The 24,847-nt window shown below is 53.2% G+C and carries 23 protein-coding genes and 1 other annotated feature; all 23 genes read right to left on the bottom strand.

The genetic code is table 11. From position 1 onward, the window contains the following. Positions 1-694: 694 nt before the first annotated feature. On the bottom strand, positions 695-2,371 hold the full coding sequence (locus M3223_RS15485) for a glutamine--tRNA ligase/YqeY domain fusion protein (RefSeq protein ID WP_251563074.1): 1,677 nt from the start codon (positions 2,369-2,371) through the stop codon (positions 695-697). Between the two features lie 70 nt (positions 2,372-2,441). Beyond that, positions 2,442-2,709: a binding site (T-box leader), on the bottom strand. A 188-nt stretch (positions 2,710-2,897) separates the two neighbouring features. After that, positions 2,898-3,413: a GNAT family N-acetyltransferase gene (locus M3223_RS15480; RefSeq protein WP_251563072.1), complete on the bottom strand. Its 516-nt coding sequence runs from the start codon at positions 3,411-3,413 to the stop codon at positions 2,898-2,900. Between the two features lie 714 nt (positions 3,414-4,127). Further along, the gene (locus tag M3223_RS15475; RefSeq protein WP_435368021.1) at positions 4,128-5,177 is read right to left on the bottom strand and encodes a YeiH family protein; all 1,050 of its coding nucleotides are present in this window, start codon (positions 5,175-5,177) and stop codon (positions 4,128-4,130) included. Between the two features lie 99 nt (positions 5,178-5,276). Beyond that, positions 5,277-6,236: a hydroxyacid dehydrogenase gene (locus M3223_RS15470; protein ID WP_251563070.1), complete on the bottom strand. Its 960-nt coding sequence runs from the start codon at positions 6,234-6,236 to the stop codon at positions 5,277-5,279. After that, positions 6,211-7,302: an Ldh family oxidoreductase gene (locus tag M3223_RS15465; protein ID WP_251563068.1), complete on the bottom strand. Its 1,092-nt coding sequence runs from the start codon at positions 7,300-7,302 to the stop codon at positions 6,211-6,213. The genes M3223_RS15470 and M3223_RS15465 overlap by 26 nt, the downstream gene beginning before the upstream one ends. An 18-nt stretch (positions 7,303-7,320) precedes the next feature. Continuing rightward, positions 7,321-8,475 (bottom strand): UxaA family hydrolase, encoded by a 1,155-nt coding sequence (locus M3223_RS15460; RefSeq protein ID WP_251563066.1) that lies wholly within the window; start codon positions 8,473-8,475, stop codon positions 7,321-7,323. A 4-nt stretch (positions 8,476-8,479) separates the two neighbouring features. Further along, positions 8,480-8,758, bottom strand: coding sequence for a UxaA family hydrolase (locus M3223_RS15455; RefSeq protein ID WP_251563065.1), 279 nt, complete (start codon positions 8,756-8,758; stop codon positions 8,480-8,482). A gap of 199 nt (positions 8,759-8,957) precedes the next feature. Next, positions 8,958-9,719 (bottom strand): sulfite exporter TauE/SafE family protein, encoded by a 762-nt coding sequence (locus tag M3223_RS15450; protein ID WP_251563062.1) that lies wholly within the window; start codon positions 9,717-9,719, stop codon positions 8,958-8,960. Positions 9,720-9,728: 9 nt separating this feature from the next. Then, the gene (locus M3223_RS15445) at positions 9,729-11,192 is read right to left on the bottom strand and encodes an NAD-dependent succinate-semialdehyde dehydrogenase (RefSeq protein ID WP_251563060.1); all 1,464 of its coding nucleotides are present in this window, start codon (positions 11,190-11,192) and stop codon (positions 9,729-9,731) included. 18 nt (positions 11,193-11,210) lie between these two features. Next, entirely contained in the window at positions 11,211-12,176 is a 966-nt protein-coding gene (locus M3223_RS15440; RefSeq protein ID WP_251563058.1) for an MBL fold metallo-hydrolase, read from the bottom strand. After that, the gene (locus tag M3223_RS15435; protein ID WP_251563056.1) at positions 12,173-12,982 is read right to left on the bottom strand and encodes an SDR family NAD(P)-dependent oxidoreductase; all 810 of its coding nucleotides are present in this window, start codon (positions 12,980-12,982) and stop codon (positions 12,173-12,175) included. Before M3223_RS15435 ends, M3223_RS15440 begins: the two co-directional genes overlap by 4 nt. Continuing rightward, complete coding sequence (locus M3223_RS15430) at positions 12,960-14,099, bottom strand: aldose 1-epimerase (RefSeq protein WP_251563054.1); 1,140 nt, start codon at positions 14,097-14,099, stop codon at positions 12,960-12,962. The genes M3223_RS15435 and M3223_RS15430 overlap by 23 nt, the downstream gene beginning before the upstream one ends. Before the next feature lie 102 nt (positions 14,100-14,201). After that, positions 14,202-15,323 (bottom strand): mandelate racemase/muconate lactonizing enzyme family protein, encoded by a 1,122-nt coding sequence (locus M3223_RS15425; RefSeq protein ID WP_251563053.1) that lies wholly within the window; start codon positions 15,321-15,323, stop codon positions 14,202-14,204. 19 nt (positions 15,324-15,342) lie between these two features. Continuing rightward, positions 15,343-16,467 (bottom strand): hypothetical protein, encoded by a 1,125-nt coding sequence (locus tag M3223_RS15420; RefSeq protein WP_251563051.1) that lies wholly within the window; start codon positions 16,465-16,467, stop codon positions 15,343-15,345. Positions 16,468-16,479: 12 nt separating this feature from the next. Then, positions 16,480-17,475 carry a Gfo/Idh/MocA family protein gene (locus M3223_RS15415; protein WP_251563049.1) on the bottom strand — a complete coding sequence of 332 codons (996 nt, stop codon included), beginning with the start codon at positions 17,473-17,475 and terminating at the stop codon, positions 16,480-16,482. 17 nt (positions 17,476-17,492) lie between these two features. Further along, complete coding sequence (locus M3223_RS15410) at positions 17,493-18,332, bottom strand: carbohydrate ABC transporter permease (protein ID WP_251563047.1); 840 nt, start codon at positions 18,330-18,332, stop codon at positions 17,493-17,495. 19 nt (positions 18,333-18,351) lie between these two features. Then, complete coding sequence (locus M3223_RS15405; protein WP_251563045.1) at positions 18,352-19,227, bottom strand: carbohydrate ABC transporter permease; 876 nt, start codon at positions 19,225-19,227, stop codon at positions 18,352-18,354. Positions 19,228-19,289: 62 nt separating this feature from the next. Next, entirely contained in the window at positions 19,290-20,546 is a 1,257-nt protein-coding gene (locus tag M3223_RS15400; protein ID WP_251563044.1) for an ABC transporter substrate-binding protein, read from the bottom strand. Positions 20,547-20,581: 35 nt separating this feature from the next. Then, positions 20,582-21,436, bottom strand: a complete 855-nt coding sequence (locus tag M3223_RS15395) for a sugar phosphate isomerase/epimerase family protein (RefSeq protein WP_251563042.1) — start codon at positions 21,434-21,436, stop codon at positions 20,582-20,584. Between the two features lie 18 nt (positions 21,437-21,454). Further along, positions 21,455-22,387, bottom strand: a complete 933-nt coding sequence (locus tag M3223_RS15390) for a dihydrodipicolinate synthase family protein (protein WP_251563040.1) — start codon at positions 22,385-22,387, stop codon at positions 21,455-21,457. Between the two features lie 133 nt (positions 22,388-22,520). Next, positions 22,521-23,282, bottom strand: coding sequence for an IclR family transcriptional regulator (locus M3223_RS15385; protein ID WP_251563038.1), 762 nt, complete (start codon positions 23,280-23,282; stop codon positions 22,521-22,523). Between the two features lie 177 nt (positions 23,283-23,459). Then, positions 23,460-23,963, bottom strand: coding sequence for a DUF3600 domain-containing protein (locus M3223_RS15380; RefSeq protein ID WP_251563036.1), 504 nt, complete (start codon positions 23,961-23,963; stop codon positions 23,460-23,462). Next, positions 23,953-24,516 carry a sigma-70 family RNA polymerase sigma factor gene (locus M3223_RS15375; RefSeq protein WP_251563034.1) on the bottom strand — a complete coding sequence of 188 codons (564 nt, stop codon included), beginning with the start codon at positions 24,514-24,516 and terminating at the stop codon, positions 23,953-23,955. The genes M3223_RS15380 and M3223_RS15375 overlap by 11 nt, the downstream gene beginning before the upstream one ends. Positions 24,517-24,847 lie beyond the last annotated feature (331 nt).

The following is a 24,847-nucleotide window of genomic DNA, read 5'->3' as shown; positions in this document are numbered from 1 at the left end:
AAGCAGGCTCAGCGGGTCTGCTTTTTTCATTTTAAACACTAGAATCCCTTCAGCGGTACGATCCGGTTGGAAACCGACTGGCCGATGCGGTCATTTGCGAAACCTAGCTCACCTATGAAGCGGGAAACAAATCTAAACGAACTTGAAATGATTCTAATGCAACTCAGAAGCGTTATTTTGTTGTTTTTCGCTGTATTTCAAATGTAACGCAACTCAGAAGCGTTATTTCCGTATTTTAGCTCAAATTAGCGTGATAATGTCCTAATAAGCCTTCTCAGTTGCGTTACGTTGGCGGGGAAGCTGATTTGGGCCTAATAAGCTCTCTGTGTTGCGTTAGAGCTATTTTTATTGTCCTAGCAATCATTTTCACTGTAGCCATGACGTCAAACTCACCAGGACAGCTTGTTGCCTCGGCTCCTGCTCATTTTCATAAAATAGCATCAATAACTTCCAACGTATTACTCGACGTTTCTCTACAAGTAATTAAGCCAGAACTACTGACATCTGTAATAAAAGCCTTAGGTTTGAAAAGTCTTGCGCTAAAGTTCAGAGTAAACAAAAACGGTCACCTCTTATCGAATTATAACCAATTTTACTTCAACTCTAATTGATCTAACTAGGTCAAGATCAATGAAACAGCGACAGTTCAGGGTTGTATGTTCGCGCCCTTGGTGTCGCTGTTTCTTTTCATAGCTCAATATTCTTTTAAACCCTTCAGAGGTACGACCCGGTTGAACACCAGCCGGTCGGCACGGTGATCTTTAATATCCGCGCAAAAGTACCCATGGCGTAGAAACTGGACCTTTTGCTCAGGCGCCGTATGCTGCAGGCTTGGCTCCAGCAGCGCTCCTAGAATCGTTGTCAGCGAATGCGGATTCAGGAGCTCTATCCAGCTTTCGTCTGTTTCAGGCATTTCCTCTTTATGCAGCAATTTCTCGTATAAACGGATCTCTGCAGGAACGGCATGCGCAGCCGACACCCAATGGATGGTGCCTTTTACTTTCCGCGCGTTGAATCCGCTGCCGCTTTTGGTCGCAGAATCATACGTGCATCTCAGCTCTATCGGCTCCCCCGTTAACGGATCTTTTACCACCTCATGACAGCTGATAAAATAAGCCCCCTTTAGTCTAACTTCACCATTCAGCGTCAGCCGGTGGAAGCCTTTAACGGGAACCTCCATAAAGTCATCCTGCTCGATAAAAATCGTTTTGGAAAAGGGAAATTTCCTTGCTCCCCGCTCCTCATTTTCCCGGTTGTTTTCCACAGCCAGCAACTCTGTTGCTTCGTCAGGATAGTTCGTAATCACAACCTTAAGCGGCCTCAGCACAGCCATAAAACAATCGGTCTGCTCTTTGAGATCCTGCCTTAAACAGTGATCCAGCAGGGAGATATCTACCGTGCTCTGCGTGCGGATGCTGCCGACCGCTTCGATGAAAGCACGGATGCTCGCCGGTGTAAATCCGCGTCTTCTTAAGCCTTGCAGCGTTGGCAGTCTGGGATCGTCCCAGCCGTCCACATGCCCTCCTTCAATCATTGGCCGCAAAAACCGCTTGCTCGTCAGCACGCCGGTAAGATTTAAACGGCCAAATTCCCGTTGCCGGGGAGGTTCGGGAATATCCAGTTCATCCAGTACCCATTCATAAAGAGGTCGATGATCTTTGAATTCAATAGAGCAAAGCGAATAGGTGATGCCTTCGATGGCATCCTGAATCGGATGGGCAAAATCGTACATCGGATAGATGCGCCAAGCCGTTCCCGTTCGATAATGCTCGGCATCAATAATTCGATACAGAATAGGATCCCGCAGGTTCATATTTGGAGAGGCCATGTCAATTTGGGCGCGAAGCACCTTAGAGGCTGCCGGAAAGCGGCCATCCTTCATGCCCTCAAAAAGCTCCAGATTGTCTTGGACGGAGCGGTTCCGGTAAGGACTGTCCTTTCCCGGTTCCGTTAACGTGCCGCGAAAGTTCGTTACTTTTTTTGGCGTCAGATCACATACATATGCTTTGCCCTTACGAATGAGCTTCAGCGCAGCTTGATAAATTTCCTCCGAGTAGTCTGATCCGTAGTAAATATGCGGCCCCGGATCATAACCAAGCCATTTGAGATCTTCGATTATTGCTTCAACGTACTCGATATCCTCTTTTAGAGGATTTGTATCGTCAAATCTCAAATGAAACGTGCCTCCAAACCTTTCCGCTACGTTAAAGCTGGTATGGATAGCGTAGGCGCTGCCGATATGCAGGTAGCCGTTCGGCTCCGGCGGGAACCGGGTGCACATGCTGCGGCTGAAAGGCATCGCCCGGAGTTCCTCTTGAATCAGACGGATCATGTAAGCTTCGTCTTCCGCGTGTTTATTTTCATCTGCCATCGTTGGTTCCTCCTTTTGTTAACCAAATCAATGTGTAGAAAACAAAAAACCTCACCTCCAAGACAGTTGTCTTGGGGACGAAGTTACTCGCGGTGCCACCCCGGCTTTGTTCCTATGTCGCCATATAGAACCTCTTCAAGTACGGCATAGGCCATGATGATCAGGCCCCATGTTTATACTCTAGCTCTGTAACGGGAGCGCCCGTCATGCCATCCCCGTTATGGTTCCGGCCTGCTGCTCAGAGGCTTGGTTCGGGGAAGCGCGCCTGGCTCCTTTTCAGCGGCCGGAGCTCTCTGTACAAGCGCTTTTTCCCTTACTCTTCTCTTCATCGCGTTTTGGTTTTGATTATGGTACCAAAGATTCCCCATATTTGTAAATCCTTATTCGCTTTTTTTCTCGGGTTTCGCGTACCAAGCAAGCGCCCGCTGCTCCAAACCTGTGACAAATACTTTTTTGACTGTCTCATTTGGATTACTTCTGTACAAAAAAGCCGAGGGCAACAGCCCTTGGCTTCAGATCTTCAATCTTATAGTTCCTTCTCATACAAATTGGCGCTCCAGAACTGGTCGTCATGCCTGCCGCAATAGACGAGCCCTTGGCTCAGATAGTAGCGGTTAAGCGACTCGTTGTCCGCCATGCAGTCAAGGCGCATCCATGACTTGCCTTTGCTCTTAATGTAATTCTCGGCCCACTGAAGCAGCTGGCTGCCCACGGCCTGTCCCTTGAACTTGCGCGAAGTGGCAAGGCGGTGCACATAACCGGCCTGTTCATGGAACTGCTCGCCCCAAATCGTTTCATAGTCCCATTGGACCGAAAAACAGCCCGCCAGCTCCCCGTTTTGCACGGCCACGAACACTTCCTTTTCGCGGATGAACTGCTCGATGTAGCTCTTAGGAAAGTCGGCCTCGCCCCATTGGCGAATTCCTTTGGCGCTGATCCACTTGGCTGCATCGACGTACAGCTCATGCATCGCATCCGCATCTTCCGCGTTTGCTCTACGAACCTCAAGTTGTCCCTTTTCCGCCAGGTTAGGTTCTCCCACCTAACATCACCCCTTAAACGTAGAAAAGTATTTGATCCGATGATCAAATACTTTGCCCATATGTGAAAATTGACTCCATTATAGAAGCTTGATCACATCCGTTGCAAGCTTTTTGTATGGCCCCAAACCAGCCTAATTTGCCCGCCGATGTTGACAAATAAAGCTCCTGCTCCTATATTATAAATACAAGTAAACCAATGCGAATTAAAGGCGGGTGATTTTATGGCATCTTGGATCCAGGAAGCGGCCGTTGGGCTGCTGTTTGCTGCCGCTGCGCTGTTTATGGTTATGGAAGTTCGGCAGGATAAACATCTCAAAGATGAGGTTCGCGGATATTAACACCATTTTAAAATACAAAGAAGCACGGCTCGCCTTCGCAAAGGCAGGCCGTGCTTTTACTTTTGTCATAGATAAGGCCCAAAACGGACTAATTGCTATTGGAAAATTCGATTATCCACTTATTAAGGCAAATTAAGGACTTATTCTGCGGCAAAACGAGCCATTGGTCCAAAATAGGACCAAAAATGGTCTTACATCTTATCTTTCCCCGAAAATACCCTTGAATAAGACCTAAAATGGTCTTAAATGCCGGAGACAAATGAAATCAAACGTTAAAACTTTCCGAACTCACCACTTGGCATTCACGAAGGCCAAATTCCAATATTCCAATGCGACCCCACGATTCGCACACTCCGACTGCATTACCGCAGCTCCCTAATAAAAAAGCATAATCAGCAGCTGGCCAACAATGGCGAGCGCAACAAATCCGGCTACCGCGACGATAATGGCATTTTTGCCGACCTTTTTGAAGTCGGCCAGCTTAATGCTCAGCCCAAGTCCCGCCATTGCCGCCGACAACAGGAATACGCTGGCCGCAACAAGAAACGTCAGCAGCTGCGCCGGCAGTACCCCTGTCGTATTCACGATGCTCATCGCCAAAAAACCGAAGATGAACCAAGGAATCGGCAGGCTTTTCCAGCCTTTTCCCTTCTCCTGCAACGGCTGTTGCTTGCTGCGGTACAGATAGCCAAGCACAAGCGCAACCGGAATCAGCAAGGCCACTCTGCCCAGCTTCACGACAATCGCCGCGTTGCTTCCCTCCGCACCTGCGGGAGCGCCAGCCGCTATGACATGAGCAAGCTCATGCAGCGTAGAGCCTGCCAGCACCCCGTACAGGTACGGCTCCAATCCCATATAGGGATAGAGAAAAATGTACGCAAGCGAGCCGATTGTACCGAGTATCGCGATACAGGCTACGGATATAGCGGTCAGTTCCTTGCGCGCGCCGATGAGCGGAGCGACAGCAACGATGGCAGCTGCGCCGCAAATAGCCGTGCCTACAGCAATGAGCGCCGACAAATGCGTATCAACAGCCAGCTTGCGCCCCAAGTAAATCATAAAAGCCAGCGTAAAGGTGATGACGATGATATCGATCATCAGCACCGGAAGACCTGCATCGAGAATTTGACTCAGATTCAACCGCAGTCCCATTAAAATGATGCCGGCACGCAGCAAATATTTGCTGCTGAACGTAATGCCAGCGCCAGCCGTCTGGGGGATGTCCATCGTGGATTTCCAAAAGACGCCGAGCACGATTGAGATGATCATCACGCCCATAATGGAGAAAAACGGAAGCTTCGCTATATTCCCGGCTACGGCGGCAAGCACCACCGTAAGCACAATTCCTTGAGTCATTCCGCGCCAGCGGGGAGCCGGATTCGGCCTAGCCTCGCCAGGCTCGGAACGCAGCAGAACGGATGACATGAGCGCAACAACTCCCAGATGCATTTTAATAGACGGGATTACCTTTAAAAACTTAAACAACTTTTGCTTGATTATCACTCTGCTGTCATGCGTTGAAAACTACCTTCTAAACGCAACTCTGCACAGGGACCGTCTTCCGGCGATTTCGCCGATAATCTCACGGGATACCATTTCGGCAGTTCGAACCTGAGATTCCTCGGTCAGCCCTGCAATATGCGGAGTAATCAGACAGTTATCCCGCTGCAGCAGCGGATGATCCGGCGGAGGCGGCTCCTGCTCCAGCACATCCAGAATTGCTCCGGCTATGGTCCCGTTCTGCAAAGCGTCATTCAGATCATGCTCATGGACGATTCCGCCACGGGCGCTGTTGATCAGAACGGCGCCCGGTTTCATTTGATGAAAAGCGTCGCGATTCAACAAGTAACGAGTGTCCGCTGTAAGCGGCACATGGAGACTGATGTAATCCGATTCGGCCAGGACGCGCTTCAGATCAGCAAGCTGAATACCGCTCTCTGCTGCGGGAAAATCGTACGGGGCAACAAACGGGTCATAGCCGACCACATGCAAGCCAAGCGCCCTCGCTCTAACCGCAACCCGATGCCCGATTTCTCCAACGCCGATCAGTCCAAGCGTCTTGCCGAACAGCTCGGTTCCGGTATACTTGCGGCGGTTCCAGCCGCCGTTTTTGACATCTGTATCAGCCTCGCGCAGCAGTCTGGAGGCGGCGAAAATACCGGAGATGACGTACTCGGCAACCGAAGTGGCGTTAGCATTTTTACCGTAAATGACTGGGATCTCACGCTCAGATGCCGCTTGAAGATCGATATTATCCAACCCGACCCCAAGTCTGCCAATTGCTCTAAGCCTGCTTCCCCAGCCGAGCAGCTCTTGATCCACCTTCGTCTGATTGCGGACAATCAGCACGTCGGCGTTGTGAAGCTCCGCTTTCAGCCGTTCGCGATTCTGCCAGATCACGGGGTCGTAGAGAACATTCCACCCCGCCTCCTCCAGCAGTTCAATGCCGACGGGCCAATTAAGCTCCGTTATGACTGCTTTCATGCGATGCTCCTTCCGGGAAAACAACCCCGATTTCATCTCCAAGGCGTTTTAATTCGCCGGCGACCTCCGCGGGCACCGCCAGTCCGGCGGCAGATCGCTTCATAAATTGTTGGTGTCGGCGTTCGCCGGGATAATAAATCGCTTCGCTGCCCGCCGCTTTAGGCGTATCCTTTACTTCCTGTATGAATTGCTCCGCGAGGTTGTAATATGAATCAAGCGGCATCCAACGGCTCATATCCAGCAAAATAAAGCTGTGACCGACATTGGCGGCGGGATCGCCGTCACGGTAAAGATTATTCACATGCGGGCCGTATGCGGCGCCACTAAGGACGCCGCACATCATCTCGATGGCCAGTGCGAGCGCGTACCCTTTTGCTCCTCCCAGCGGAAGAACGGCGCCGCGCAGCGCGGCGGCCGGATCGGTCGTTTCCGCTCCATGCTCATCCATCGCCCAGCCTGCTGGAATGGATGAGCCGGTTTTATCGGCGAGAATGATTTTGCCGCGGGCGACGACGCTGGAGGACATATCGACGATTACCGGCGGGCCGCTGCGGACCGGAAAACCGAAGGCAATCGGATTTGTGCCGAAAAAGGCTTGTTTCCCTCCCCACGGGGCAATTCCCGGAGGCGAGTTGGTCATGGCAATGAGCGCCATATTCGCTCTGCATGCTTGCTGGCAGAAATAAGCAGCGGTGCCGAAATGATTGCTGTTCCGGATAAAAATGCCCGTCATTCCGGCTTCCCTTGCCAAAGGAATCGCTTTTTCAACCGCCCGGTAAGCGACGACCTGCCCTAATCCGTTGCCGCCGTCCACGCGCAGCACGGAACCTGCCGTCTCATACCTGATCTCCGCTTGCGCAGCGATGCGCCCTTCCCGGATCCGCTTGGCATAGATCGGCAGACGGCTAATGCCGTGGCTGCCGCTGCCTTCGAGGTCCGCCGTTACGAGTGAATCGGCGGTTATAGCAGCGTCCGCCTCCGGCATGCCGAGCCCGACAAGCACATCGCTGGCAAACCGTATTAGCGCGGAGCCTGGAATTAAAGTTGACCGTTCCTCATTGCTCACGCTATCACCTCATGAAATTTACGCGCTGCGGTACAGCTTTGTCATAACAAATTCCTTATGTCCGAGCGCCTCGGCAGCCGTCAGACGGCCGTTAACGACGCGGCATAAATAATCCATCAGCAGATCGCCTGCTTCCGTCAAATTGATTTCGCGAGACAGCAAGCCGCTGCAGTCTACATCGACATGTTCGCTCATCGATGCGGCCGTTTTGGGATTGGCGGTCACTTTTACAACCGGCTCAATGGGATTGCCGATAATATTGCCTTGACCGGTCGGGAAGAAATGCAGCACCGCTCCGCCTGCAGCCATAAGCGTGATGCATTCCGCTGCCGCCGAGGAGGTGTCCATAAAGTAAAGGCCTGCTCCGTTTTCCGGCATTTCGGCTGGCTCCAGTACACCAATGACCGGTTTGCTGCCTGTTTTTTCAATGTTGCCGAGCGCCTTTTCCTCAATGGTGGACAGCCCTCCGGCAATATTGCCCTGCGTCGGCTGCGAGCCGAGCAGATCAACGCCGGAGCTTTTAATTTCCGCGATGTAGTCCTCGTAAATCGCCATAAACTTATCGCGCAGCTCCGGCGTCGCGCAGCGGTCGGCGATCAAATGCTCGCCGCCGGTCAGCTCCGACGTTTCGCCGAAAAACACTGTAGCTCCGGCGTCGACCAGCCGGTCGACCGCTTGCGCGACCGTCGGACAAGAACCAAGACCGGTCGTTGTGTCGGACTCCCCGCATTTGATGCTGACCGTCAGGTCGCTCAGCTCAATCGGCTCGCGCTGCTGCTCGGACGCCCATTGCACAAACTCCTTCGCTTTCCAGGAAGCCTGGCGGATGACCTCCAGATCGCCCGTTCCCTCGATGGAAAAGGAGGCGACAGGCTTGCCGGTTTTTGCGATGCCGTCGGCAATAATCTTCGTCCAATTCGGCTCAATGCCGATAACGACGACGGCTGCGACGTTCGGGTTGGAGCCCGTGCCGATCATCGTGCGGAAATGCAGCTCCAGATCCTTGCCATACTGCAATCGGCCGAAGGCGTGAGGCAATGCCATCGTGCCTTGGATGTTGTTGGCGACCGCCTCGCAGGCGGCGTTCGAAATATCGTCTACCGGAAGAATAATGACATGATTGCGGATGCCGACTTTACCGTTTTCGCGTCTGTAACCGAATAATTGTTTCATCTCTCTACCACCTCAGCGTTTTAATATTGTGGGTATGAACATAATCGCCAAACTTGAAGCCTTCCGGCGCATAACCGATCGGCAGGCCGTACTCGATGACATGGCCGTCCTTCGCAAGATCGGCAACGGCAATTTTATGACCGAGCGGAATCGCCCCGGCCGCAACGGCCTCAATCGTGGAGTCGTCATCCATATAGACGCCGATTACTTTTTCTCCCGCCTCGATATCCGAGGTAGCGACTCCGACATGGTCGCCTTGTTTGTGAATCAGAAATTTGTGCATGAATTAACCTCCATGATTTGATGAAAAATCGTCCGCTGCGCTAAAGGCCGGCCCTCCGATCGCTGTTAACCTCGGATTTCTTCGAATTGTATCTCCCAGAATGGGGGAAATCCGACGTTAAAGGCGAACGCTGGCGCTTCTTCAGGCTCGCCCTTTAGCTCCGCTCCTCTTTTCATCAACAATTTTAATTTCCTTACTCCTAACTCCAAATCAGCCGAACGGCTGATAGAGCAACGATGATATAAGCCCAGTTCAAAATAGCGGTACGCGACATGCGGCGGAACAGCAGGCTGCCGAGCATAACCCCCGCAAGCACCGGTATGATGCCGGTCAGCGTGTACAGCCAGAACGTGCCGCCCAGGTCGCCGCTCGATCCGTGCAAAGCAAGCGTGAACAGATTGGATAAAATGAATACGGCTTGCAAGGTGGCATTGTATTCTTTTTTATCCTGGAAAAGATGAATGAAATAGAGAGCGTAGACCGGGCCTCCGACGGCAAAAGCGCCGCCAATAAAGCCGCCAAGCGCGCCAATTCCGGCGGCTGTTCCGTTCCAGCGCATCAGCGACTGGAAACGGGATTCAATGCGAGGACGCAGACAGAGGTAGATGACGATGGCGATCAGCATAAAACCAAGCCACTGCTTGGCTGCAGCCGTTTCGCCGAAGCGGTGAATAAAGCCGTAAGCAGCCAGCCTCCCCGCTGCGGTACCGGCGAGCACCCAGGCCATCATCGTCCAGCGGACATGACGCCACAGCCGGATTAGCACATAGGAGGACATAACGATGGTCAGTGCCAAAATAATTAACGTGGCATCCTTTACGGAAACAAACGCCGTCATGATTCCGGCAGCGAACAGACCGACGCCGAAGCCCGCCGAGCCCTGCAAAAACCCGCCTACGAGCAGCGCGCCCCAGATGATCCAGGCCGTCCCTGAGCCTGCGGCTGTCATGAACGTGTCCATAACGGCCTGCTACGCCATTTTGATCGAGATGTATTTGGTTTCGAGAAAACCGTCCAGTCCCTGCCGGCCGCCTTCGCTGCCCAAGCCGCTTTCCTTCCAGCCGCCAAAGGGAGCCTGCACAACAGTAGGAAGCGCATCGTTAATGCCCACAATTCCGTATTCAAGCCCCTCCGAAACCCGTATGGAACGGCCCAAATCCCGCGTAAAAGCGTATGCCGCCAAGCCGAAGCCGAGCGCGTTCGCTTTTTCCAAAACCTCCTCCTCGCTGCGGAAGGAAACAAGTGGAGCAATTGGGCCAAACGTTTCTTCGCGGCAAACATCCATTGAATCGTTGACATTAGCCAGCAAGGTCGGCTCCATAAAAGCTCCATATTTCAGGGCGGGATCGCTTGGCTCCCATTTGCGCCCGCCATGCAGCAGCACAGCTCCTTTGTCGAGCGCATCCTGCACTTGCGATAATACTTTTTCTCGGGCATCCCCATTGATCAGCGGCCCGATCTCGACGCCCGGCTCTACGCCGTTGCCGATCTTCAGCGCTTTAACCTTAGCAAGCAGCTTGGCGGTAAACGCCTCGGCGATGCCTTCCTGCACATAAACCCGATTGGCGCAGATGCACGTTTGGCCCGCATTGCGGAACTTGCTGATTAAGCAAGCTTCCGCCGCCTCCTCCGGGTCGGCATCGTCGAACACGATGAACGGCGCATGGCCGCCCAGCTCCATCGTCATTCGTTTCACCTGATCGGCCGCATCGCGCAGCAGCCCTTTACCGACCTCGGTTGAACCGGTAAAAGCAATTTTGCTTACATGGCGGTTCGACAGCCACTCCGGCCCAACGACGCTTCCTTTGCCTGTGACCAAATTGACTACGCCGGGAGGAAAGCCGCATTCGTGGAATACCTCGAACAGCTTTACTGCCGTAAGCGGCGTTGCATCCGCAGGCTTTAGGACAACGGTACAGCCTGCGGCGAGCGCCGGGCCGATTTTGCGCGCAATCATGGAGGCCGGGAAGTTCCACGGCGTGATTGCGGCGACGACTCCGACCGGCTGGCGAATGACGAGAATCCGTTTGTCTTCCGCGGAAGACGGCACTGTCTCGCCGTAGATTCTGCGGGCCTCTTCCCCGTACCACGCCAAGTAGTCCGCCGCAATCGCGACTTCGCCAAGCGATTCCGAAAGAGGCTTACCTTGCTCCAGCGTCAGCGTCTCGGCAATCTCTTGCTTCCGCTCTCTGATTCGCACGGCTGCCTGCTGCAGCAGCGCTGCCCTGGCAGGAGCGGGCATTTTGGCCCAATGACGGAATGCCGATCGAGCATGCTCCGCCGCTTTTGCCGCATCCTCGCAGGTAGCGGTTGGAATCGTGCCGACAACTTCGCCTGTAGCGGGATTGAGCACCTCCCGGCTGCCGTTGCCGGAAGACTGCACCCACTCGCCGTTCATGTACATGCGTCCCTCAATTGCAATTGCTCGGTTCATTGCTCTGCCCTCCTCGTTTCAGTGAAATGAGTACAGCCGCTGCCCCGCATCAAGCGAGACCGCTGCTTTCCCCGCACGGATAAATGCCTTCAGATGCGCGGACACCGGATCGCATAATCCGCTCCATGCCTGCTCCGGCCAGCAGCCGATGCGGCTGCCGGCTTCCCGGCAAAGCTCGCTCAACGTGTACTTGCGCTCTTTGGGAAGCAGAAGCAGCGCATGATCCAGCTGTCGCATCATATCCAGGCTCTCATCGAGAAAGCATTGGAATTCGCCCCTGTCCATGACCGGAAAATGAGAGGAATACACGATATCGAGCTCAAGCCCGCGCAGCAGCTCAATGGTGCCCTCGTAATCGCCGCAGTCATAATAGGGAGGCGGGGCTACAAGCCGGCCTGCCGTATTGTACAGCCCTCTTCCGAGAACGGCATCGCCGATAATCGCGGTTTTTGACCGCTCCTCCCACAATGCCAGATGCCCTGGCGTATGGCCGGGGGTAGACAAGAGCTGCCAGTCTCCGGCTGAGCCAAGCCGAATCGTTTCCCCGCCGGACAAAGCGATATCGATTGGGGCGCCGCCTCCGGAGCGCTCCTGCAGCTGGGCAATCCGCTCCGCAGACAAAGCAGCTCCGTCCTCGGCATGCATGGCATACCTTTCGGCCACAATCCTCTCCATATTGGAAATCCAGGCGATATCCGCTTGATGCGCCATCGTTGTAAGCCTCGGCAGCCATTTCTGAAGCGCCCCGCAGCCGCCGAAATGATCCACATCCGCATGAGTAACGAGCAGCAGCTGTTTTTTCTCCATGGCTGAACTTCCGGCATGATTATGCCAGTAAGGCATCATTTCCTGTCTTGGCGTCGAAGCGATTCCCGCGTCGATCCAGAGCACGGTGTCGTCTCCCTCCAGCACATGCTGGTAGAGCGGTTTATCCTCGCCGATCAGGCAAGAAATTCGATGCAGCTGCTTCAGAGCCTGGGTCATGTGGCAGACCTCCGGTTAAGCAGCCGTCCTCCATCAGCGCGGTATATGCCGCCGGTCATGAAGCCTGCAGCGGATGATGCCAGAAAAACGGCCAATTTGCCAGCATCCGAAGGTCTGCCGAGCCGTCCGACAAGCGTGCCGGATGCCGCATCAAGCTCCGGCGGCACATTTTCAAAATCATCGCGTTCCGGCGGATACTGGTCCTGCGGCAAATTGCGGCGAACGGAATCGGCGTACACCGCGCCAAGCGAAATGCCGTTGACGCGAATGCCGTATTCGGCAAGCTCTACCGCCATTGACCGCGTCAGCACCTCCAGCCCGCCCTTGCTGGCGCAATAAGCGGCGTAACCCGGAAGCGGGCTTTCCGTCTGAATCGCCAGCAGATTAATCATTGCGCCGCCTCCCCCGTGAATCATTAGCCGCGCCGCTGCCTGGCTGAGCAGGAATGTGCCGGTCACATTGCCGAGCAGGACATCGTTCCACTCCCCCTCGCCAAGCTCAAGAAAAGGCTTGATCGGCTCCACGACCGCCGCATTGTTAATCAGAACATCGATGCGGCCGAATTCCGCCTTGGCCCGCGCAACTGCGGAACGGACGCTGTGCGGAGAGGTCAGATCCATCGGAATGAATGCCGCCGAGCCGCCACTCTCCCGAATAGCTGCGGCCGTTGCCTCGCCTGTTTTCTCATCGCGGTCGGCGATGATAAGCCTGCAGCCTGCAGCCGCAAATTCCAGCGCGATGCCTTTGCCGATGCTTTTGGCCGAGCCAGTTACCATGACAACCTTATTCTTCAAATCTTCCGCCAACCGACCCTCCTCCTTCCCATGCTTCGGCGTATAGCCTTGATTCCGCTTCCCATACGTCCCCAGCCTCCAGCATTAGCAGGCCGGTTTCTTCCGGCGGCAGCGGCAGATTTGCCGCATTAACCGCGCAGGTTTGCGGCTCGACGCAAATGAAATCGCCCGCTGCCGAATCGTTCCAGAGCACCCAGTGCCGATAAGCTTCGCCGGCCTCATACACAAGCTTGATGCCCAGTCCCCGGTCAATTAGCTCCATCGCGTTCACCGGGCCTACCCGTCCCGCCGTTCTCGGGCAGGCCGTATAATAATCGGCCCACTCTTTCGCAAAAGGAGACGCCCCGCCTGAGGCAACTAGCCGGTCCGCGTCGTCAAGCTCCTGCATTCGGCCCGTCGGCAGCATTCGTTCATCTGTAACCCAATGCTCTCCAAGAGGAACCTTTACGGTATAATCCGCCGGATTGCCTTGCGGGCTGAATGGAACGTTGAAGGCAGTGTGAAAGCCAAGCATGCAGGGCAGCGGCTTTTCGCCATGATTGACGATACGCACACGCTGCTTTAATCCGTGCGCCGCAAGCGTGTACCGAATGCGCAGCTCGAAATGATGCGGGAACAGTCCATAAACAGGATGAGTCTCATCAACGAGCTGGCCGACTTCAGCGTAAGCTTCGTTTCTGCCCGCGCCTTGATCCAGCACGGTCCAGGGCAACCGGACGAACAGACCGTGAATATGGTTGTTGAAGACCGCTTCATTCACCGGAAATTGATACCTTCTGCCTGCCGCCGTAAAACGGCCGTCTCCAATTCGGTTAGGCGGAAACAGAACAGGGATGCCATAACGGGACGGCTTCTCGGCGAATTCCGCCTCCTGATCGGGCCGCGGACTGCGGAGGAAGCTGAGGCTCCCGTAACTCAGCGAAATCATATTCCCGCCCCGCTCCGGAAGAAGCAGCGCTTCGTACCCGCCAGCCTGCAGACGCAGCGCCGAACCGCCGTAGGCGGCAACCTCCTCGCAGCTCGTTGTCCTATTCCCGGCCTTTTCTGCATCCGGGCTCGATACATCGAACAAACGCATCAGCTCTCGATTAGGCGGACCGGCTCCGCCTGTTAGCGATAACTCTGCCATAACAGCCTCCTTGATCATAGAGTTGCGGGCAGCGGCGTGGCTTTATTTGACTTGCTGATATGCTGCCAAGCCGTTCCGAGCTTCGCCGCCGCTGATTCGCCGTTACACGAGGCGAGCCGGCTGCTCCGAGTAAAACGCCACCTTCTCCTCATCGACCTCGATGCCGAGTCCGATTCCATCCGGCACATGCAGGCTGCCAGCCGAGCGCGCCAGAGACTCTGTGAGCAGATCGTCTTCATTCAAATCGTAGGAGATCGCGCATGGATAACGAAGCTTCGGCAGCACCGCCGCAAAATGCGCGTCCGCCGCTTCGCAGATGCCGAGCGGCAGCCGTTCGCCGAGCGTAACGTCTACGTCGAACGCCCGCGCCGCTTGGACAATCTGCATCGACGGATAGAGTCCGCCGCATTTGGATAAGTACAGATGCAGAATATTGACCGCGCGGTTGTGCATGAGCGCCATCGCCTCATCAAGCGTCCAAAAGCCTTCGTCCGCCATGATTGGCGCGTCGATCAGCTTCATCAGCTCGCGTGCTCCGTCAATATCCCAGCGCTTGAGCGGCTGCTCGATGCTCTCCAGTCCGTTCGCTTCCATTCGTTTAATAATGGAAACGGCTTGTTTCAGATTCCACGCCTGATTGGCGTCCGCGCGGATCGGAATGTCCGGGCCGAGATGCTGATGCAGCGCCGTTATTCGCTCCACATCGAGCTTTTCGTCGGCTCCGACACGAATTTTCACCGTCCGGTACCCTTCTCCGACCAGCCGCTCTGCAACCTGTACGGACTGATTCACATCGCCGATGCCGACATTTTTGATCATCGGAATGCGGTCCCGGTACACGCTGCCGAGCAGGCTGGACACCGGCAAGCCCAAATATTTGCCTTTCATATCGTGAAGCGCAATATCAATTGCGGCCCGGGCCGGGTTCCAGAAGCCGATCCGCTCCATGACCATCATCTCGATCCGGTCCAGCTCATCATGGATATGAGCAATATCCAGCGCATTCCGACCAATGAGCAGATCGGACCAATAATACTCAATCAACGGCTTAAGCGTTGGAAAAGGAATCGTCGCTTCTCCCCAGCCAACAACTCCATCCTCCGAGACGACTTTCACCAGAGTAAAGGTGGAGTGGGTCGGAATCGTTCCCCGGTGCAGCGACCAGGTCCCTTTGCGGGGCACCTTGACGCCATACACCTTCACCTCGCGGATAATCGCTTTCACAGCATGCCCACAGCCTTTCTCAATTGGAGTAATGGAAAAACGTCCGATTGGCATGGACGACATGTTTTAAATCGCGGATAGCCGTCGTTGTTCCTGTGCGTTTATCCGTCCACTCGCCGCTTGATTCCGCCAGCCACCAGTACAGCACATTAACGCCTCTGCGCAGATTGTTCCACAAGTAATAAGAGCGTGCGAAACCGGTCACGGCCAGCGTCAGCTTAGCTTTGTCGTTCTCCAGCTCAATCGTCCAGGCGCAAGGAATTTCAAATTTGCTCCTTGGATCTACCCAATGGTTATCAAAGCTCATCCGAATTTCACTTTCACCAAAAAAGTCAATCAGGCCGTCGGGACTCGATACTTTAGCGCGATAGACGCCCAGATCCGGGCGGGCCAGGAAAAACACCTGGAAGTCCCGAGAGAACGCGTTATGAATGACCAATCCCCTGCCCTTCAGCAGAGAAGCCGGATCGTAGGTCGTCGACAGATGCACATGCCGCTCATGCCACGCCATGCCGCTGACGGGAATGGTCCGGTTCGGCGTGACGAGCTTGCCTTGCGCATCGACATAGATCATATGCCACCGGTCTCCGGTTTCCACGGCCGATCGTGCCGGATCGGTCATCCAGATAGCGGGATCGTCGGCCTTGAACGTAAAGTCGTATCCGAGCTCGCGGTCCTGGCCATGCACCTTCCAGACAGGAGGCGCGGCTTCGTAGGTCATGTCGCCAATTTCCCATACCGTCCGGTCCTTCTCGCTGCGGATAGAAAGATCATCCGGTGGGCGCAGATCCTCGCGGCCGTTCCAGCCCGTAATGTAAAAGTCATTATCGTTCATGCCCTTTTTCTGTTCCGCCGTGTACTTTACATCAACGACCATCGACTGCAAAATACTCGCTTCCTGGAATGCAAACGGCCCCTTCTCCGGCCGGGAGCGGAAATGATAGGGCGATGTCCAGATGAGCGTGTCATGCTCCCCTTCAATCGAACGAATGCCCCATCCGTTGTTTTCCCACAAGTCCCTGTCATGCTCGCGCGCGGCTTGAAGATATCCTTCGTAATCGCTTGGCGACACATTGTACGGCTGGGCCGCGGAATTTCCGTCCATCTTTTCATGCGGCTGTTTGCCGGACTGTTTCTGTGCCATTTCATCCCCTCCTTACAATTGGATCCGCTGGCCTTTTTCCGACGAATCCATGCAGCCGAAAGCCATTCTTAAGCTCTTCAAATTGTCAGCCCCGCTCAGCACAGGCGACTCATTGCCTGCAAAATAAGCGATTGCATCCTTCAGAACCTCTGCATTGAGCGCCGGTAAATCCAGCTCAGCCTCGCTTATTTCCTCCGCAGGCCAGATTCTCTCGCCGCCCAAGTAGATATTGCCTTTAATTAGGCTGAGCACGCCTTTATCTCCTTCAATTTCCCAATGGCCCGGGTAGCTTTCTCCCGGCTGCTCGGTCGACAACCCTCTAAACAGCGCCCGGCTTCCGTTATTCATTTGGAATAAAGCGATTGCGGTTTTTTTGCCCCATACCTCATCGTTCCACGGCATATTCCAGGCATCCGCCATGACCGATTCCGGCTCAAGCCCGGTCATCCAGCGAATCAGATCGAACTGATGAATAGCGCATTCCAGCAGCAGCGGGTGCGGCTGATACCATTTATCCCGGACGGGACCCTGCCTTGTAAAATAACTGTCCGCCTGAATATAGGCGACATCACCGACAATACCTTCCGCGATCAGCTTTTTCAGCTGCAGCACCGGCTGCATAAACCGGATTTGCTGAGCGACAACGAGCTTTCTTCCCAGCCGCTCCGCTTCCTTGACCATCGTAGCCGCCGTAGCAACCGTATCGCTCATCGGTTTGACGACGATAACATTCAGCCCGCAGCGCATCGCTTCAATGGCATTTTTGTAATGGAACGAATGCGGCGTGGAATCGATAATAAAGTCCGCCTGCACCTGCTCGTAAAATTCCTTGCTCGCCCAGCTGGCGCAGCTTTCTGCCGGAAGGCCGTAAAATCCGCGAGCTTCCTCCAAAAAAGCCGGATTGGGATCGATCAGGCCAACGGTTTCAACGCCTTCAATTTCCATGAGCCCCTTCCGCCACGTTCGGCCAAAGGTCATGCTTCCGACACCGATCTGTACCGCTCTCATTCCCATCACTCCTTGACTTATCCTTTAATCGAGCCAGCCGTAACGCCTTCAATGAAATAACGCTGCAGAAACACATAGAGCACGACCATCGGAACCGAGATGACAACGACAGCCGAGAAAAGCAGCGGATAGTTTGTTAAATACTCGCCTTTGAATTCAAGCAGCTTAAGCGGCAGCGTTTTGATTGAGGATTGCTTGAGCAGAAGCAGCGGCAGCAGCAAGTTGTTCCAGACAATCATCAGCGCAAAAATAGCCAGCGTAGCGACAGAGGGAAGCGAGATCGGCAGCGCAATGCGCCGGTACACATGCCATTCGTTTGCTCCGTCCATCTGCGCCGCTTCAATCATCTCCTGCGGAATCGTCCTCATAAATCCCGTCAGGATAAACACGCCAATCGGAATGATAAAGGCCGTTTCAACAAGCACCAGGCCCAGCTGAGAATTGCTCAGACCCAGCTTCGACATCAGAATGAACAGCGGTATGATGCTCGTTTGAGATGGGATCATCATGCCTAGCGTGAAAAATGCGAACAGCATCGCGCCCGTGCGGCCTTTCATCCGGGAGATGCCAAAGGCAACCAGACTGGATAAAAACAAGATGGAACCGACGGAGAAAAACGTGACGACGGTGCTGTTTTTGAAATAGATGAACATATCCTGCTTGCGGAACAGCTCGATGTAGTTGGTCAGTTTAAACGAATCCGGCAGTCCCAGCGGATCCTGAAACAGCCCCGACATCGATTTGAAGGTTGCAAAAAACATGACCGTGAACGGTAGAATGACGGCCAATACATAAGCGATCAGCAGAGCTTGCTTGAACGTTTTTCCGGCAAACGTTTTCAGGTCCAATCGTATCACCCCGCTTTCCTCGTGGAATTCAATAGACGACGCGATCCGCTTTAAGCAGGCGGAATTGGAAGTATGTGACCACCATAATGATCAGCATGAGCACAACGGCGGCGGCGGTAGCGTAACCGAAGCTGAAGTAGGTAAATGCCTGATGATACATAAATGTGGACAATATCTCGCTTGCGTAGTTGGGCCCGCCGTCCGTCATCGCAATGATGAGGTCGAACGACTTGAACGACTGAATCGTTGTATATGCCAGCACGATGGTCGCGGAAGGAGCAAGCAGCGGCCAAGTCACATACCGGAACGCGTTCCATCTGCTTGCCCCTTCTATATTCGCCACCTCGTACAGATCCTTCGGAATCGACTGCAGTCCTGCGATGAAAATAATCATCACCTGGCCCGTATGACCCCAGAACTGCACAAAAGCGATGCTGTAAATCGCAAGACTCGGCTCGCCGAGCCACGAGCGGGCTAAAGATTCTAGTCCGAGAGAATTCAGCAGCAGATTTAAGGAGCCGATATTGGGATCGTAGACGAACATCCAGATGAATCCGATGGACACGGAAGACACCACAGTCGGAAAAAAGAAGATCGTCCGGTAAACCACGTTCAGCTTCGTATTTTTCATGACCAGTATGGCAAAGAACAGTGACAGGCCGAACTGAAAAATGATGACCGTCAGGCTGAATTTGACGTTATTGCCAAGCGCTTTGCCGAACACCGGATCCCTGGCAAGATCGCCGTAATGCTTCAGGCCGACCCAGTCGAATTGATACGTCATGCCGTCCCAATTGGTCAGGCTGAGCAGCAGAGAGGATACCGCCGGAATGATGAAAAAGAACGAATACAAGATCAGACCCGGGATGATGAACAGCCATAACGTTCCGTTTCTCGTTTTCAAATGATCCGCCTCTCCCTTCCCTGGGAGGAGAGGGCAGAGCAGCGCCCCCTTTTAACTCCCGTTTACTTCGTCAGATTGCGGTCAATTTCAGCTTGCGTCGTCGAAATCGTTTTTTCTACGCTTGCGCCTCCCACGATCATGTTCAGCGATTCGTTCAGCGCCGTTTCAATCTTTTTGTTCGTGTTGATCAGCCGAGGCTGGAACACCGTTTTTTTGGACATCCATTCGCTCTGAATAATTAATTCCTTCGAATCGTATTTCACATCTTTTACGGTGAGCAGCTGTCCGGTCGCATTGGCATATTCGGCGGCGATATCCGGTTTGGCAAGAAATTCGGCGAATTGGACAGCCGCTTCTTTATGCTTGGACTTCGCGTTGACGGCCAGCATAAACGTTGTCGTATGCACGCCTTCGTATTTCGCATCGGAGCCCGAAGTTGTAATTGGAGCCAGCAGGCCAAGCTCAATGGCTGGATTCTGCTTGGCAATGGTCGCCATGGAATAAGAGCCTGAGGCCAGAATCGCGCCTTTTTGCTGTGCGAACAGCGATAAAGCTCCTTCGTACTTGGTGCCGGAGGCATTTTTCAAGATGTAGCCTTTATCCACCAGCTCCTTGAAGCGTGTCAGCGCTTCCGCAAACCACGGGTCGGTCGCTTTTACCTCGCCGGTCTGGAATTTGTTAAAGCTGTCATCTTCAGGCATGAGATTCATGACGAGTGTGTTGATCAGCTGCCCAGGCGAGACGTCATAACCGTACAGAATCGGGGTGATTCCTTCGTCTTTGAGCTTCTGGCACATCGCGAGAAACCCGTCCCAGTCTTTGGGCGGCTGAATGCCGAGTTTATCCAGCATGGTTTTGTTGTAGACAGGAACGTTATACACAAGTTGATAGGGAATGGCGTACTGCTTGCCGTCGGATTGCCCGGATTTGATTAAATCAGGAGAAAAGCTGTTGAGCAGAGGAGTGCCGCTTAGATCCTCGAAAGCATTGGATTTAAGAAGAGTGCTGAATAGCGATCCGGGAGTGGATACGAATACATCGGCTCCTTCGCCGGACAGGAGCATGGCCTGCAGGCCGTTATTGTATGGATCGCCGGAGCTGAACACGGTCATATCCACATTAATAGAAGGGTTTTCTTGCTCAAACTTGCTGATGATGCTGTTGAACGTTTCCGTATCCTCGCCGCGCCAATGGACAAAATTAATCGTCTGTTTTTTGCCGCCGCCGTCTGCTGCGCCTTCTCCGTTACTGCAAGCGGAAAGCGTCAAAGCGGACAGAAGCATGATAGATAAAGCAAAACCCGATCCCCTTTTCATCATCGGTAAGCCTCCGTTTCAGATCGTTGTGGTGACCTTTATTCGTTGGTGGCGCTTACATTTTTGATGTGATTGGTGACAATTCCTAACGCTTGATACATCTGGTCTTCGGGCACATGCTCCAAATACAAGTGGACATGCGGCTTGCTTTGCAGCAGACGCTGCAAATAATGCGGGTAATTCAGTAGTCCGGTTCCGGCAGCTGGCTGAATCATTGTGCCCTCGTCGATCCGGTAATCCTTGGCATGCGCCAGTAAAATAAATTCGCCTAGCCGCTCAAACGCATCGTCAATGACCGCTTCCTGCCGATCCATATTCGTCTCGTCGATATAATTGCAGGGGTCCATTACGATGCCCAGATGGGACGACGGGTATTTTTCCAGCATGCGCTGCATTCTTTCCGGCGTATCAATGACGTTTTTGGTAAATCCCTCCAGCGCCAAATGAACGTTCCATTTCTCCGCTTCCTCCAGCAGCTCGCCTACAATATCCGTGAGCAAATTCCAATTGTCCTCGCTCTGGTTGCCGGCATGCCCCTCGAACTGGTTCTCCAGATTAAGCGTGCCGGTTTCGGTTGCGACCGAGCTGGAGCCAAAATCGCGCGCAAAGCGGATCTGTTCCTTGACCCTGCGTATGCCCCTCCTTCTTTCCTCAGCGTCCGGATGAATCAGATTCGTGTAGCAGCCTAGCGATGGAATGCGAATCCCTTGCTGCTGGAATGTTTCCGCCACATAGTTGGCGAGTCCGCTGCTCAGCTTGCCGGGAGAAGAATCGATGTCGCTGATCCATTTCAAGTTGACCTGGGTTGTGCGGAAGCCTTTCTGCCCCATTGCCAGCGCCAGCTCGCGCAGCGGCCTGATTCCGAAAGAGCTGGAAAGAATCCCAATATTCATGCTCATTCTCCTTTGCCGTCACGATTGATAGTGTAAATATCCAAGGTCCTCCAAGGAATGCTGCAGCTCAGCAAGCTCCTTGTCGTTAAGCTGGCGCAGCGGGGGACTTACTTTGTCCTCCATGACGTTGCGCAGCTGCAGCACTTTTTTATGCGGGGCAACCGGGGTAGAGCGAACCAGCATTTGTTTTACTTTTGAGCAGATCGTCTGCCAGTAAAACGCCTTTGGAAAGTCTCCTTCAACAAATGCATTGTAAAGCTCAATATAAGGTTCCGGCACAGCGGTTGAGCCCGCTGAAATCGCCCCGTTACCGCCAATGCACATCGCGGCAAAAATCTGGTCGTCGTTGCCCATCAGCTTGATTTGATCGGGCTTGGCCGTCCTCACTAAATCGTAAAAGTTGGAGAAATTCATGCTGCTCTCTTTCATGCCGCGGATGTTCGTGTGTTGCTGGGATAGTGTTGCAAACAAGGGAACGGAAATTGAATTTTTGGCGTTAGCCGGAATGTTGTATAAGTAGACTGGAAACGGATGGACTGCTTCGGCAATTGTCGAGAAGTACTGCAGGAGGGCTTGGTCGTCTAAGGTGTAGTAGGTTGGCGGTATGACGGATACGCCGTCCGCTCCGATTTCCATCGCGTGCTGAGATAAGCGAATAACCTCTCCCGCGCTAAAAGCTCCCGAATGGACAATGACAGGCACTTGCCCCTCTACTTCCAGTACAACCTTCTCGGCAAGCTTCATTCTGGCCTTTTCGGTCAACAGCACGCCTTCACCTGTTGAGCCTAACGGGAATAGGCCATGAATTCCTTTCTCCAGCAAAAAATGAACGAGGCTCTTGACACCTTCCAGGTCGACGTCGTCGCCCGAAGCGCTTAAAGGCGTCACCATAGCCGAAATAATTCCGTGCATCCTTTCCGGCGATTGAGCGCTGCTGGACTGTGTCGTCACTATGCTCCCTCCCTTTTGTTTCAAATATGGGATTGCATCTCTTATTTGGTACACATTTAGTGTAGCACACGAGAAATGCAGAAGTAAATCCCTTTTTGAAAACCCTTTCAAGTTTTTCGGGAAGGAAGCTCGTTTACTCCCGGTAACCGAGCTGCTCGGAAATGAGTCGAGACGTCTCCCTGATGGCAGGAATGTGCTGCTCCAGCTGCTCTAAGGAAAAACGGTACGAAGGCCCCGATACGCTGAACGCAGCGACAACCTCATGGCGGTGATTGTAGATTGGACCGGAAATGCAATAAATCCCTTCCCGATTTTCCATGCGGTCGTAACCGTAGCCTTGAGCCTTTATCGTTTCCAGCTCTTGATGCAGCTGGTTCAAATCCGTAATCGTGTGAGGCGTTTGCGCAGGAAGACCGACTTCGCTTGCAATCTGCTCTCTCTGCTCTGGACTTAAATGGGCCAGCAGCACCTTGCCTGCGCCTGTACAATGCAGAAACAGTCTCGTTCCGACTTTGGACAAAAGGCCTACGGGCTGCGGGCTGTCGATCTTGTCCACGTACACGGCGTAATTGCCGTCCTGCTGAATCAAATGCACCGCTTCCTGCGTCCGCTGCGACAGCTGATGCAAATACGGCGATGCAATGTCCTTGATTTTCAAATCATTGGATAAGGAGTCGGTCAGGCTTAACAAGCGGTAGCCTAGTTTGAACTTTTTGCTCGTACCCACTCTCCGCAGATAGTGAGACTCGGTCATTGACGTTACTAAACGGTGCACCGTGCTGCGGCTTAACCCCGTCTCGTTAACGATTTCGGTTACTCCCAAGCCTTCCGTTCCGGATTTTGCGCAGGCTTCGATGATTTCTAGTGCTTTTAAGGATGGATCCAGCTTTTCCACTATTACTCCTCCTTGAAGCGATAATGTGTTAAATATGGACGTGTAGTCCATATTAGCATACTTTAAAGTGCTGATATAGCTTTTTTGCAGCGGCTCAATGGGAGCATTGATTGGCAATTGCAACCGATGAACGAAAAAAGGACCCTATCCTCATCGGATGGGTCCCTGCTACATTTTTTAAGGCTTGGCAGTTCCATTGATTTTCTCAAAGTACGGGGCAAGCTTAGTGGCGAGTTCCCTCCACTGCTTTTGTTCTTCCTTGGTCAGCTTCTCCTCATTTGTGACTCCATTTTCATCGGTGATCTTCAGCTTTAATTGCATCAACTGCTTAGTGAGCTCCATATATTCCTTGAATTCAGCATCTGCAAGCTTTCCTTTAGCAGCTTGAAGAAATCCTTCAATTTCCTGGGAATCTTCCTGTGTACCGCCGCGCTGTTCAATTTTCTTAGAAGATCCGAAAATTTCATCGGTAAGATTGGAGGCAGCAAATGCGGCAGACGGAATCAGGATTGCTGCTGCGGCAATACTTGCAAGCAGGCGTTTTTTCATAGGAGATTTACCTCTCTTTTCGTTCAAATAACGTTGATAGGATTGTTGGACACGCTCCTGCAGCTCGGGTGGACAGTACATCGAATCTGCCGCCTGGCGAAGCTCTTCACGCAATTCCTTCTCAAAGGACATACGCGTCTCCTCCCGTCATTGCAATCCGTTTGCGGAGTTCTTTCAGTGCCAGATGTTGCCTGGATTTCACTGTGCCAACGGGAATCTGCAGCATGTCTGCAATTTCTTCCAACGCGTAGTCGTGAAAATAGCGCAGGATGACAACCACTCGCTGTTTGTACGACAACTGGCGGACTAGGCTGAACAGCTCATGCTGCGTCTCGGACTGCAGAACAGCCTTGTCCGTCCAGTCGAACTGTTCGTCAGTCATCTGGCGGTTTCGTTCAAACAGACGAATCCGCCGCCACGCCTTTCTTTTCCAATCCTGAACTTGACGGACAGTAATCCCGTGCAGCCAAAACCGGAACGGCCGGTTCGGGTCATACATGTGAAACGACCGCCACATCCGCATGTAAACTTCATTTACGATATCCTCAATGTCCTGGCTGTTGTAGACGAGAAAAGCAACCGTCCGATAGACGTCTTGATGAGTCGCCTGATAGACAAGCTGAAAGGCCGACTCGTCGCCCATCGTCGCTTTTTCAAGCCACGGAAGTAAATCTTTATCATTCATGGGGGCCCCTCCTGAACGTGTTACAACTCTTAATTCGCTCCCTCGGGGAAAAAGGTTCAGTATATAGGAGAATAACACGCCAAACCTGCTCCCGTAAGGTCGTCAAACGACCTTACGCAACCTCCAAAACACCCAACCTACTCCCGTAAGGTCGTCAAACGACCTTACGCAACCTCCAAAACACCAAACCTACTCCCGTAAGGTCGTCAATGCAGTTAGAATAAAAAGTGGACACCCCTTAACGTGGATCAGATAAAATAAGCTACGAAAGGTGAGGTGTTCACAGTGGGGAAAATACGGCAACATTACAACGATGAATTCAAATTAAAAA

This window comes from Paenibacillus pasadenensis, assembly GCF_023715725.1.
In the GTDB taxonomy this organism is placed as follows: domain Bacteria; phylum Bacillota; class Bacilli; order Paenibacillales; family Paenibacillaceae; genus Paenibacillus_O; species Paenibacillus_O pasadenensis_A.
This window is presented reverse-complemented; position numbering and strand designations above follow the sequence as displayed.